Here is a 12383-nt window from a genome sequence, read left to right as displayed (position 1 = left end):
CGAGACTATTCGGCGACTGCCGCGTTGGTCGTGTACATGGCCGCATCCGTCACACGATCGCCATTCGGCCGACATGGCACGCGGCCTCGGTGCGGCACGCGCTTCGGTGATCGCCCCCTGTCGCACAGGAGTTGGCCGGGGTACCTTCCGCCCATGCCGACACGTGCGCGGGGCACCCGCTTGACGTACAGATCGCTGATGGTGGCGGCCGTCGCCGCCCTGATGGCCGTCCTGCTCCCACCGGCGGGCGCACAGGGCGCGAGCCCTCTGAAGAGCGGGCCCCCGGAGAGCCGGCCCGTCCACTCGTACGAGAACGCCGTCCGCGAATCCGTCTGGGTCGACACCGGGCTGGACGGCGACGGGAACGGCAGGAGCGATCGCGTCGCCGTCGACATCGTCAGGCCGCGCGAACCCGCCCTGCGGGGCCGGAAGGTCCCCGTGATCATGGACGCCAGCCCGTACTACTCCTGCTGCGGCCGCGGCAACGAGAGCCAGCTCAAGACGTACGACGCCGACGGCCGGCCGGTCCAGTTCCCCCTGTACTACGACAACTACTTCGTGCCGCGCGGCTACGCCTTCGTCGCCGTCGATCTGGCCGGAACCAATCGCTCCGACGGCTGTGTCGACGTCGGCGGACGCTCCGACGTGCAGTCCGCCAAGGCCGTCATCGACTGGCTGAACGGCCGCGCCCGCGGCTACACCACCCGCACCGGCGCCGAGCGCGCCACAGCCGGCTGGTCCAACGGCCGCACCGGAATGATCGGCAAGAGCTACGACGGCACCGTTGCCAACGGCGTCGCGGCGACCGGCGTGGACGGGCTGCGGACCATCGTGCCGATCGGCGCCATCTCCTCCTGGTACGACTACTACTTCGCCCAGGGCGCGCCCCTCTACGACGGCGGCCCCGACGGGCTCTCCGACTACGTGGAGAGCCCCGAGGCGCGCGACCGCTGCGCCGCCGTCCAGCGGCAACTCGCCGACGGGGCGCCGCGCACCGGCGACTGGACGAAGCCGTGGAGCGAGCGGGACTACGTGAAGGACGCCGGCAAGGTGCGGGCCAGCGTCTTCGCCGTACACGGCATGCAGGACCTCAACGTCCGCACCAAGCACCTCGGCCAGTGGTGGGACGCCCTCGCGGACCGGGGCGTGGAGCGGAAGATCTGGCTCTCGCAGACCGGGCACGTCGACCCGTTCGACTACCGGCGCGCCGAGTGGGTCGACACGCTGCACCGCTGGTTCGACCACTACCTCCTCGGTTACGACAACGGCATCGACCGCGAACCGATGGCCGACATCGAACGCCACCCCGGCCAGTGGTCCACCGACAGGGTCTGGCCGCCCCGCACCACGCACACGACCACCGTGCGCCCCGGCCCCGGCAGCGCGCCCGGCGTCGGCACCCTCGGCCTGCGGCCCGCCCGCCCCGGCTCCACCGAGACGTTCACCGACGATCCGTCGCAGGGCGAGACGCGGTGGGCCGCCGACCTGGACCGGACCACGGGCGCCAAGACCGGATTCCGCACCGCGCCGCTCACCCGGGACCTGCGGCTCTCCGGATCGTCCACGGTGACCGTCACCGCCACCCCGACCACGTCGACCGCCCATCTCTCCGCGGTCCTCGTGGACATCGGCCCCGACACCATCCGCGACTACGGCTCGCCCGGCGAAGGCATCACCACCCTCACCGACCGCACCTGCTGGGGCGCGAGCACGGCGGGGGACAGCTCCTGCTTCAAGGAGACCCGGGCCGCAACGGCCGCGGTCGACCGGACCGTCCTCAGCCGCGGCTGGGCCGACCTCGGCACGTACGCCTCCGCCGGAAAGGGCCGCCCCCTCACCCCCGGCAGGGCCTACACGCTCACCATCCAGCTGGCGGCCACCGACCATGTCGTCCCGGCCGGACACCGGCTCGCCCTGATCGTCGCCGGCACCGACCGGGACCTCATCGACCCGCCGGACTCCACGCCGACGCTCACCCTCGACCTGGCCCGTACGTCCGCGAAGCTGCCGTTCACCGGCGGTGCCGGAGCCTTCGTACGAGCCACTGCGGGTTCCGCACCCGCGACAGCCACTCCCCGCGCCGTCCACTCCGAGGGCGTGACGCCGCCGCGTCCCGCTCTTCGCATCCCGGGAGGCAGCCGCTCATGACACCCCGCACACGGACCGCACGCGGGCCCGTCCGCCGCAATCTCGCCCTGTCGGCAGCGGCGGCCGTCCTGGCCGTCCCGCTGGTCACCGCGCCCGCCGAGGCCGCGCACACCCGGCCCCAGCCCCGTACCGGCTTCGAGATCAGCGAGGGGGCCCGCTGGACCGGCCAGGCGGAGGAGCAGTCCTTCCTGGCCGCCGTCGACCGGGGCAGCGACCGGGTCTCCGTCGACCGGATCGGCACGACGAAGCAGGGGCGTCCGCTCCAGCTCGTCCGGATCGGCAGCCACCGCCCCGCCGCCGACACGATGCTGCTGATATGCAGTCAGCACGGCGACGAACCGTCCGGCCGCGAAGCGTGCCTGACGACCATTCGCGATCTGGCCTCCGCCCGCGACCGGGCTACCCGCGCCTTCCTCTCCCGTACCCGTGTCCTCGTCGTGCCCACCGCCAACCCCGACGGGCGCGCCGCCGATACCCGGGGCAACTCCGACGGCGTGGACATCAACCGCGACCACATCGCGCTGCAGACCGCCGAGGCCCGCGCCATGGCGGCGGTCATCCGTGACCGGAAACCCGATGTGATCTACGACCTGCACGAGTACGGGGCCACCCCGCCCTACTACGACAAGGACCTCTTCGTCCTGTGGCCCCGCAACCTCAACGTCTCCGACCGGGTGCACGGCGAATCGCGGACCCTCGCCGAGAGCTATGTGCGGCCCGCCGCAGAAAAGGCCGGTTACAGCAGCGGCCTCTACGGCATCTGGACCGACCCCGTCACCGGCGATCCGATCAAGCAGACCGCCGGCGACGGGCAGGAACGCATCCTGCGCAACACCTCGGGCATCAAGCATGCCGTCGGCCTGCTCATCGAATCCCGCGTCGACGCGCTCACCGACGCCGAGAAGGCCGACCCGGCGCTCAACAGCCGACGCCGCGTCCACTCCCAACTCGCCGCACTCGACGGTCTGTTCACCTTCACCGACGAACACCGCGGCCGGATCGGGGCCGCCACCGCCGCATCCCGCGCCGCGGGATTCGACGACCGCGGCCCCGTCCGTCTCGGCGGCGCCGACAACGAGGCGCCCGAGGCCGGTCGCGTACTCCAGGACCCGCCGTGCGGATACCGGCTCACCGGGGCCCAGTTCGACGACGTCAAGGACGAACTGGCCCTGCACGGCGTCGCCTCCCGGCGCGACGGTGACGGAGCGTACGTACCGCTGCGGCAGTCGGCCCGCAATCTGATTCCCCTCCTCCTGGACGGGCGTGCGACATATCACCTCACAAACGGGCAAGCCGATACCGCTTGTTGATCCCGTGAGATGAGCACCGCGTGTGGTACTGCCTACGGAGAGCGAAAAAGCAGCCTCCGGGAAAGGTGCCATCCGTGCCGCACGACGAACAGGGAACGGGCGGCCGGGGAGATCTGCCGGTGACGGCGGACCTCCCCGGTGACCCGACGCAGAACCGGCACCCCACGACGGACCGGGTGGTGTTCGGGGTCACCGCCGTCCTCACCCTCGCCTTCGTGGTCTGGGGCGCCACGGCCGCCGACTCGCTGGAGGCCGTCTCCAGCTCCATGCTCAACGGCCTGATCCACAACGGTGGCTGGGCCTTCATGCTCGCGGCGTCCGGCTTCGTGGTCTTCGCCCTGTGGCTCGCCGTCAGCCGCTACGGAAAGATCACCCTCGGGCAGGAGGGGGAGGAGCCCGAGTTCCACACCGTGTCCTGGGTCGCCATGATGTTCAGCGCCGGTATGGGCATCGGCCTGATGTTCTACGGAGTCGGCGAGCCGCTCGCCCACTTCACGAACCCACCGCCCGGCACCCACCCCGCCGACACCGCCGACGCGATGCAGACGGCGATGGCCACCACCTTGTTCCACTGGACGCTGCACCCCTGGGCGATCTACGCCGTGGTCGGCCTGGCCATCGCGTACAGCACCTTCCGGCGCCGCAGGAGGCAGACGATCAGTGCCGTCTTCGAGCCGCTCATCGGCAGCCGGCGCGCCCACGGCGGTCTCGGCCGGCTGATCGACATCCTCGCCATCTTCGCCACCCTCTTCGGCTCCGCCGCGTCGCTGGGCCTCGGTGCCCTCCAGATCGGCAGCGGCTTCCACGAACTGCACTGGAAGGAGGAGACCGGCACCGGGCTGCTGGTCCTGATCATCGGGGCCCTGACCGTCGCCTTCGTCGCCTCGGCGGTCTCCGGAGTCGAGAAGGGCATCCAGTGGCTCTCCAACACCAACATGGTGCTGGCCCTGATCCTCGCCGTCTTCGTCTTCGTCGCGGGCCCCACCATCATCGTGCTGGACCTGCTGCCCACGTCGATCGCCGCCTACTTCGGCAACCTGGCCCAGCTCGCCGGGCGCACCGAGGCGACCGGCAAGGGCGAGGTGGCCGAATGGCTCGGCAACTGGACCGTCTTCTACTGGGCCTGGTGGATCTCCTGGACGCCCTTCGTGGGCATGTTCATCGCCCGCATCAGCCGCGGCCGGACGATCCGGCAGTTCATCGGCGGAGTCATCCTGGTGCCCAGCACCGTCAGCCTGGTCTGGTTCGCGATCTTCGGCGGTACGGCGATCAACCTGCAGGAGGCCGGAAAGCTGGGCAACGCCGTCACCCAGGAGGCCCAGCTCTTCGGCGTGCTCCAGCAGTTCCCGATCGCCACGGCGATGAGCCTGCTCGTGATGATCCTGGTCGGCATCTTCTTCGTCTCGGGCGCGGACGCCGCCTCCATCGTGATGGGCACGCTCTCCCAGAAGGGCATCCTCGAACCCGCCAGGTGGGTCGTCGTCTTCTGGGGCGTGGTGACCGGAGCGGTGGCGGCGATCATGCTCCTCATCGGCAACGGAGAGGGGGACGCGCTCGCCGGGCTCCAGAACCTGACGATCCTGGTGGCCGCGCCGTTCACCCTCGTGATGATCGGCATGTGCGTGGCACTGATGCGGGACCTGCGCCAGGACCCGCTGATCGTACGGCGCGAGTCCGGCGTGGAGGCGGTCGAATCCGCGGTCATCGCCGGGCACGCGAAGTACGCGGGTGACTTCGAGATCCGGATCGGTCCGGGCGGCAGCCGGATCACCACGGGGCTCCACGAGGGCCCTGGCCCGTCCGGCCCGTCGAGCCCGTCCGGCCCGCCGGACCACTGACGCCGCGTGCCCCGCCGTTCGCGGTTCCCGGACCGGGACCGGCCGGGCTGCTCCGCGCTCCCCGGCCGGCGATTAGGATCGGCACCCTGATGACTGCCACTCTCGTCGCCAAGGACCTCGCCGCCGGACACGGCGACCGCACACTCTTCGCCGGGCTCGACCTCGTCGTCGCGCCCGGGGACGTGATCGGTCTCGTCGGAGTCAACGGCGCCGGCAAATCGTCCCTGCTCCGGCTGCTCGCCGGGCTCGACCGCCCGGAGGAGGGCGAGCTGCGGCTCTCCCCGCCCACCGCCACCGTCGGCCACCTCCCGCAGGAGCCGGAGCGGCGTCCGCAGGAGACGGTGCGGGAGTTCCTGGCCCGCCGCACCGGCGTCGCCGACGCCCAGACGGCCATGGACACCGCCACGCAGGCCCTCGTCGACGGGGCGCCGGGCGCCGACGACGCCTACTCCGAGACACTGGAGCGCTGGCTGGCGCTCGGCGGCGCGGACCTGGACGAGCGCGCCGAGGAGGTCGCCGCCGACCTCGGACTGACCGTCGGCCTCGACCTGCCGATGACCGCGCTCTCCGGCGGCCAGGCGGCCCGCGCGGGCCTGGCCTCCCTCCTGCTCTCCCGCTACGACGTCTTCCTGCTCGACGAGCCCACCAACGACCTCGACCTGGACGGCCTGGAGCGGCTGGAGCGCTACGTCTCCGGGCTGCGCGCGGGCACGGTCGTCATCAGCCACGACCGCGAATTCCTGATGCGCACGGTCACCAAGGTCCTCGAACTGGACCTGGCCCAGCAGCAGATCAACCTGTACGGCGGTGGGTACGCCGCCTACCTGGAGGAGCGCGACAGGGCCCGCAGGCACGCCCGTGAGGAGTTCGAGGAGTACGCGGACAAGCGCGCCGCTCTCGAAGGGCGCGCCCAGATGCAGCGCTCCTGGATGGACAAGGGCGTGAAGAACGCCCGCCGCAAGGCGACCGACAACGACAAGACCGGCCGCAAGTTCCGGAGCGAGTCGAGCGAGAAGCAGGCCGCGAAGGCCCGGCAGACCCAGCGCATGATCGAGCGGCTGGACGTCGTCGACGAGCCGCGCAAGGAGTGGGAACTGCGGATGGAGATCGCCGCCGCGCCCCGCTCCGGATCGGTCGTCGCGACCCTGCGCGAGGCCCGAGCCGTACGCGGCGACTTCAGCTTCGGGCCGGCGTCGCTGCAGATCGACTGGGCGGACCGGGTCGCCATCACCGGCGCCAACGGAGCGGGCAAGTCCACGCTTCTCGCCGCACTCCTGGGGCGCCTCCCACTGGATGCCGGGCACGCGGTGCTCGGCTCGGGCGTCGTGGTCGGAGAGGTCGACCAGGCGCGCAGACTGTTCCACGGTCCGGAGACGCTCCTGGAGGCGTTCTGTACGGCCGTACCCGACACCGAACCGGCCGAAGTCCGCACCCTGCTCGCCAAGTTCGGCCTGCGCGCGGACCATGTGATGCGTCCCGCGACCACCCTCTCGCCCGGCGAGCGCACCAGGTCGGCGCTCGCCCTGCTCCAGGGCCGGGGCGTCAACCTCCTCGTCCTCGACGAGCCGACGAACCACCTCGATCTGCCCGCCATCGAACAGCTGGAATCGGCGCTGGACTCGTACACGGGGACATTGCTGCTGGTCACGCACGACCGGCGCATGCTGGAAGCCGTACGGACGACGCGGCGCGTCGAAGTGGTGGACGGCAAGGTGACGGAGCTGTGAGGGTGCCGGGTCTTCGCCCGGCACCCTCACAGTGACTCAGGGTCCGCCTCGGACCCGCATCCCAAGTCCGTCCGGCATGTGAGGGCCGGGGCCCGGGGGGAACCCCGGGCCCCGGGAAGGGGCGGGGACGGGGCAGCTCCGCGCAGCGGACCGCACCGGGCTCCCCGCCCCCGACGTCAGCCCCTCTTGCCGCCCTGCTTCGGATCCGCCAGCCCGGCCCGGCGCAGCGCGTCCGCCATCGCGCTGTTCAGCGGCGCCGGTGCCGGACGGGCGGAGCCGCCACCACCGCCGCCGCGCCGGTCGCGGTCCTGACCGCCCTGGCCCTGGCCCTGGCCCTGACGCTGCCGCGGCGGCCGGCCGCCCTGGCCGCCCCGTTCGCTCCGCTCCCGCTTCGGCCCGCCGCCCTGGCCCGCCGCCGCCGACGCCTCGTCGTCCAGCCGCAGGGTCAACGAGATCCGCTTCCGCGGAATGTCGACATCCATGACCTTGACCTTCACGATGTCGCCCGGCTTCACGACGTCCCTCGGGTCCTTCACGAACGTGCGCGACATCGCCGACACATGCACCAGTCCGTCCTGGTGCACACCGATGTCCACGAACGCGCCGAACGCCGCGACATTCGTGACGACCCCCTCCAGCACCATCCCGGACGCCAGATCACCGATCTTCTCGACGCCCTCCTTGAAGGTGGCCGTCTTGAACGCCGGACGAGGGTCGCGCCCCGGCTTCTCCAACTCCTTCAGGATGTCGGTGACCGTCGGCAGACCGAACTTCTCGTCCACGAAGTCGTCGGCCCGCAGCGACCGCAGTACGCCCGTGTTGCCGATCAGCGACGCGACGTCACTGCCGGTCCGCTTCACCATCGCCCGTACCACGGGGTAGGCCTCCGGGTGCACGCTCGACGCGTCCAGCGGGTCGTCGCCCCGGATGCGCAGGAAGCCCGCGCACTGCTCGTACGCCTTCGGGCCCAGCCGCGCCACATCCTTGAGCGCCCTGCGCGACCGGAACGGCCCGTTCGCATCGCGGTGCGCGACGATGTTCTCGGCGAGCCCCGAGCCGATCCCCGACACCCGCGAAAGCAGCGGCGCCGACGCGGTGTTGACGTCGACACCGACACCGTTCACACAGTCCTCGACGACCGCGTCCAGTGAACGCGACAGCTTCACCTCGGACAGATCGTGCTGGTACTGGCCGACACCGATCGACTTCGGGTCGATCTTCACCAGTTCCGCGAGGGGGTCCTGAAGGCGTCGCGCGATCGAGACGGCGCCGCGCAACGACACGTCCATGTCGGGAAGTTCCTGCGACGCGAAGGCCGAGGCCGAGTACACCGAGGCGCCCGCCTCCGACACCATCACCTTGGTGAGCTTCAACTCGGGCTGCTTGTCGATGAGTTCACCGGCGAGCTTGTCGGTCTCGCGGGACGCCGTGCCGTTGCCGATCGCGATCAGGTCGACGTCGTGGGCCTTTGCCAGCCGCTCCAGTGCGGCCAGCGACTGGTCCCACTTGTTCGCCGGGACGTGCGGGTGGATGACGTCCGTCGCGACGACCTTGCCGGTCGCGTCGACGACGGCGACCTTCACACCCGTACGGAAACCGGGGTCGAGACCCAGCGTGGCCCGTGTCCCGGCCGGTGCGGCGAGCAGCAGGTCGCGCAGGTTCGACGCGAAGACCCGTACCGCCTCGTCCTCCGCCGCCGTACGCAGCCGCAGCCGCAGATCGATGCCGAGGTGCACCAGGATCCGGGTCCGCCAGGCCCAGCGCACCGTGTCGCCGAGCCACTTGTCGCCCGGACGGCCGCGATCGGCCACCCCGAAGCGCCGGGCGACCATGTTCTCGTACGCCGAAGGGCCGGGCGTCTCGGACGGTTCCTCCGGCTCCAGGACCAGGTCGAGCACGTCCTCCTTCTCGCCCCGCAGCATCGCCAGCACCCGGTGCGAGGGCAGTGCGGTGAACGGCTCGGCGAAGTCGAAGTAGTCGGCGAACTTCGCCCCCGCCTCCTCCTTGCCGTCGCGCACCTTGGCGGCGAGCCGGCCGCGCGACCACATGCGCTCGCGCAGCTCACCGATCAGATCGGCGTCCTCCGAGAACCGCTCGGTGAGGATGGCCCGGGCCCCCTCCAGCGCCGCCGCGGCGTCCGCGACGCCCTTGCCGGCGTCGACGAAGGCGGCGGCAGCGGTGAGCGGTTCCACCGCAGGGTCCCCGAGCAGGCCGTCCGCGAGCGGTTCGAGCCCCGCTTCCCTGGCGATCTGCGCCTTCGTGCGCCGCTTGGGCTTGAACGGCAGATAGATGTCCTCGAGGCGCGCCTTGGTGTCGGCGGCCCGGATCTGCGCTTCCAGCGCCTCGTCCAGCTTGCCCTGCTCGCGCACGGAGTCGAGGATCGCCGTACGACGGTCCTCCAGCTCCCGCAGATACCGCAGCCGCTCCTCGAGCGTGCGCAGCTGCGCGTCGTCGAGCATCTCGGTCGCTTCCTTGCGGTAGCGCGCGATGAACGGCACGGTCGACCCGCCGTCGAGCAGCTCGACGGCCGCCTTCACCTGCCGCTCGCGTACGCCGAGCTCCTCGGCGATCCTGCCTTCGATGGACGTCGTCACGGTTCTACCGACTCGCCTTCTCGTACTGGCTGTGCTTACCGGGGCGGGGCCCCTCCGCCTGCATTGTGCCGGGTGGCCGGGCGCCGTGTCGCCCGACCACCCCAGTTGCCGCGAGTCGGCGTGCTCAGTCCCGGCCCATCAGATCGGCCGGGAACGCGCCCGCCGAGGCCGCCGTGAACAGGAAGCCGCGCCCCAGCTCGGTCAGCCGCGCCACGCCCTCCTCGCCCAGATGCTCGTACGGGGCCAGGTCCATCCGGTCCGTGGCCTCCTCCAGCTCCGCCCGCAGTGCGGCGCCCGCCTCCGTCAACTCGCCCTCGCCGTCCAGGAGTCCGCGCCCGCGCAGCCGCTCGGTCGCCTGCTCCCAGTCGGCGCGGCGCCAGCCGCGGGTGGTGAGGATCCAGCGCGAGTTCATCCCCTTGCCGGTCGCGGTGTGGCTGACCAGGGCCTCCACCGGGTCGAGACCGGCGGAGAGAAGAGCCGCTATATGGGCGTCGCCGCGGTGCTCGCGCAGCAGTGTGCCGGCGTGCCAGTACGCCAGGTGCGGCTCCTCGGGCACCGGAAGATCGGCATGGGCGGCGTAGAGCGGCCGGGCGTGTCGGGTGCACGCCTCGGCGGCGCGCAGCGCCAGCCCGGCGGCCTCGGCCATCTCGGGGGAGGCGATGATCTCCTCGCCCAGCAGCCGGCGCAGCGTGGAGTCGGCGGCGCGCAGCCGGGCGTCCAGGGCGGCCTGCGGTGAGGCGACGGACCAGACGGCGGGCAGATGCCGGGCGACGAGGTCGTGGTTGAAGTTGTAGAAGACCGCGGTGACCGTGCCGGGGCCGACGGCGCCCAGCGCCGCCGCGCGGCCGGCGAAGTACGCGGCGTTCGGGTCGTCGATGCCGAGTTCCCCGAACTCCTTGCCGAGGTCGGGGGAGAAGTAGACCGTCGAGTGCAACGGGTTGATGGCGTGGTGGCAGCGGCGTCCGGCGTGCGGCGGCAGAGTACTCATACGGGCACATTACCGACTGGTCGGTACGACCGGTAACCCCTGGACGGCCCCTGAATCACGGGGCTCCGGGCATGGCAGGAAAGGTGGGGATTCCGTCATTGCGGCCATGTGACCGGTTGTCCAGAATGGCAGTCATGACGCAGCGATCCGTACTCGTCGTCCTCTACGACGGCGTGCAGAGCCTCGATGTGAGCGGTCCGGTGGAGGTCTTCGCCGGGGCCTCCCACTTCGCCGGGGCCGGCTACGACCTGCGCACCGCCTCCCTGGACGGCGCCCAGGTCCGTACGAGCAGCGGCCTGGCGCTCGTCCCGGACGGCAGCCTCGCCGACGCCGCGCCGCCGCACACCCTCCTCGTCCCGGGCGGACAGGGCACCCGTACCCCCGACCCGGCACTCATCGACTGGCTGGGCGCTCGCGCCCCGCACGCCGAGCGGCTCGTCTCCGTCTGCACGGGGGCGCTGCTGCTCGCCGCGGCCGGGCTGCTGGACGGGCACCGGGTGACCACGCACTGGTCGGTCTGCGACCACCTCGCCCGCAGCTACCCGGCCGTCGAGGTCGACCCCGACCCGATCTTCGTACGCGACGGCAGACTGGCCACCTCCGCCGGGGTCACCGCCGGTATCGACCTCGCCCTCGCACTCGTCGAGGAGGACCACGGCCGGGACATCGCGCTGACGATCGCCCGCCACCTCGTGGTCTTTCTGCGCAGGCCCGGGAACCAGGCCCAGTTCAGCGCTCAGCTCACCGCGCAGACCGCCCGGCGCGAACCTCTGCGCGCGGTCCAGCACTGGATCACCGAGCACCCCGGCGACGATCTCACCGTCGAGGCGCTCGCCGCCCGCGCGCGGCTCTCGCCCCGTCATTTCGCCCGCGCCTTCCAGGCCGAGACGGGCCTCACACCGGGCCGCTACGTCGACCGTGTACGCCTCGAACACGCCCGCCGGCTGCTGGAGGACACCACCGACGGCATCTCCGGCATCTCGCGCACCTGCGGCTACGGCACTCCGGAGGCCATGCGCCGCGCGTTCGTCAAGGCCCTCGGCACGGCACCCGCCGAATACCGCCGACGCTTCCACGGCCGGCCGGCCGCCCACTGACCGGCCGGCCCGCCACCCACCACGACCGACCGGAAGGCAACGCCATGCAGATCGCCATCGTCCTCTTCGACCGCTTCACCTCACTCGACGCCGTGGGCCCCTACGAAATGCTCGCCCGCACCCCCGGCGCGGAGACCGTGTTCGTCGCCGAACGGACCGGACCCGTGCGCAACGACAACGGCAGCCTCGCGCTGGTCGCCGACAGGACCTTCGCCGACGTGCCGGCGCCCGATGTGGTGGTCGTCCCCGGTGGCCCCGGCCAGACCGACCAGATGGAGAACGAGACACTGCTCGACTGGCTCCGCTCCGCCGACGCCACCAGCACCTGGACGACCTCCGTCTGCACCGGGTCCCTGCTGCTGGCCGCGGCCGGGCTGCTGACGGACCGGCGCGCCACCTCGCACTGGCTCGCGCTGGAGGCCCTGAAGGACTTCGGCGCCGAGCCGACCGGCGAACGCGTCGTCGTCGACGGCAAGTACGTCACGGCGGCGGGCGTCTCCTCCGGCATCGACATGGGGCTCACGCTGCTCGGCCGGATCGCGGGCGACGAGCACGCCATGTCCGTACAGCTGCTGTCCGAGTACGACCCGCAGCCGCCGTACGACGCGGGCTCACCGGCCAAGGCCCCGGCGGCACTGGTCGAGGAGTTCCGCGCCAAGAGCCGCTTCATCCTCCAGTAGC

The 12383-nt window shown here is 71.7% G+C and carries 8 protein-coding genes; 6 read left to right on the top strand and 2 right to left on the bottom strand.

Annotation, left to right across the window (positions count from 1 at the left end; translation table 11 throughout):
* The first annotated feature begins 153 nt into the window (after positions 1 to 153).
* The 4 genes from ACIOMQ_RS23025 (at position 154) to ACIOMQ_RS23010 (ending at position 7023) form a co-directional block, all read left to right on the top strand.
* Positions 154 to 2148 (top strand): Xaa-Pro dipeptidyl-peptidase, encoded by a 1995-nt coding sequence (locus ACIOMQ_RS23025; protein ID WP_402190109.1) that lies wholly within the window; start codon positions 154 to 156, stop codon positions 2146 to 2148.
* A complete protein-coding gene (locus ACIOMQ_RS23020) occupies positions 2145 to 3458 on the top strand; it encodes a M14 family metallocarboxypeptidase (protein WP_402190106.1) in 1314 nt (437 codons plus the stop codon). The genes ACIOMQ_RS23025 and ACIOMQ_RS23020 overlap by 4 nt, the downstream gene beginning before the upstream one ends.
* Positions 3459 to 3532: 74 nt before the next feature.
* Positions 3533 to 5296, top strand: coding sequence for a BCCT family transporter (locus ACIOMQ_RS23015; RefSeq protein WP_362196153.1), 1764 nt, complete (start codon positions 3533 to 3535; stop codon positions 5294 to 5296).
* A gap of 89 nt (positions 5297 to 5385) precedes the next feature.
* Complete coding sequence (locus ACIOMQ_RS23010) at positions 5386 to 7023, top strand: ABC-F family ATP-binding cassette domain-containing protein (protein ID WP_362196151.1); 1638 nt, start codon at positions 5386 to 5388, stop codon at positions 7021 to 7023.
* Positions 7024 to 7199: 176 nt separating this feature from the next.
* Here ACIOMQ_RS23010 and ACIOMQ_RS23005 read toward each other — a convergent pair whose 3' ends face one another.
* Both ACIOMQ_RS23005 and ACIOMQ_RS23000 read right to left on the bottom strand, forming a co-directional pair.
* Entirely contained in the window at positions 7200 to 9617 is a 2418-nt protein-coding gene (locus ACIOMQ_RS23005) for a Tex family protein (RefSeq protein WP_402190104.1), read from the bottom strand.
* Positions 9618 to 9741: 124 nt separating this feature from the next.
* Positions 9742 to 10605 (bottom strand): hypothetical protein, encoded by an 864-nt coding sequence (locus tag ACIOMQ_RS23000; protein ID WP_402190101.1) that lies wholly within the window; start codon positions 10603 to 10605, stop codon positions 9742 to 9744.
* 134 nt (positions 10606 to 10739) lie between these two features.
* Between ACIOMQ_RS23000 and ACIOMQ_RS22995 the strand changes: the two genes are divergently transcribed.
* Both ACIOMQ_RS22995 and ACIOMQ_RS22990 read left to right on the top strand, forming a co-directional pair.
* Entirely contained in the window at positions 10740 to 11702 is a 963-nt protein-coding gene (locus ACIOMQ_RS22995; protein WP_402190099.1) for a GlxA family transcriptional regulator, read from the top strand.
* Between the two features lie 44 nt (positions 11703 to 11746).
* Positions 11747 to 12382 (top strand): DJ-1/PfpI family protein, encoded by a 636-nt coding sequence (locus ACIOMQ_RS22990; protein ID WP_362196139.1) that lies wholly within the window; start codon positions 11747 to 11749, stop codon positions 12380 to 12382.
* The last annotated feature ends 1 nt before the right edge of the window (position 12383 follow it).

It is taken from the genome of Streptomyces sp. NPDC087845, from assembly GCF_044742755.1.
In the GTDB taxonomy this organism is placed as follows: Bacteria; Actinomycetota; Actinomycetes; order Streptomycetales; family Streptomycetaceae; genus Streptomyces.
The sequence above is the reverse complement of the archived record's forward strand: the minus strand, read 5'-3'. Positions and strand labels throughout refer to the sequence as shown.

Coding starts and splice junctions, on each gene's coding strand:
- ACIOMQ_RS23010 (WP_362196151.1), top strand. CDS start 5,386: ATGACTGCCACTCTCGTCGCCAAGGACCTCGCCGCCGGACACGGCGAC.
- ACIOMQ_RS23020 (WP_402190106.1), top strand. CDS start 2,145: ATGACACCCCGCACACGGACCGCACGCGGGCCCGTCCGCCGCAATCTC.
- ACIOMQ_RS22995 (WP_402190099.1), top strand. CDS start 10,740: ATGACGCAGCGATCCGTACTCGTCGTCCTCTACGACGGCGTGCAGAGC.
- ACIOMQ_RS22990 (WP_362196139.1), top strand. CDS start 11,747: ATGCAGATCGCCATCGTCCTCTTCGACCGCTTCACCTCACTCGACGCC.
- ACIOMQ_RS23025 (WP_402190109.1), top strand. CDS start 154: ATGCCGACACGTGCGCGGGGCACCCGCTTGACGTACAGATCGCTGATG.
- ACIOMQ_RS23000 (WP_402190101.1), bottom strand. CDS start 10,605: ATGAGTACTCTGCCGCCGCACGCCGGACGCCGCTGCCACCACGCCATC.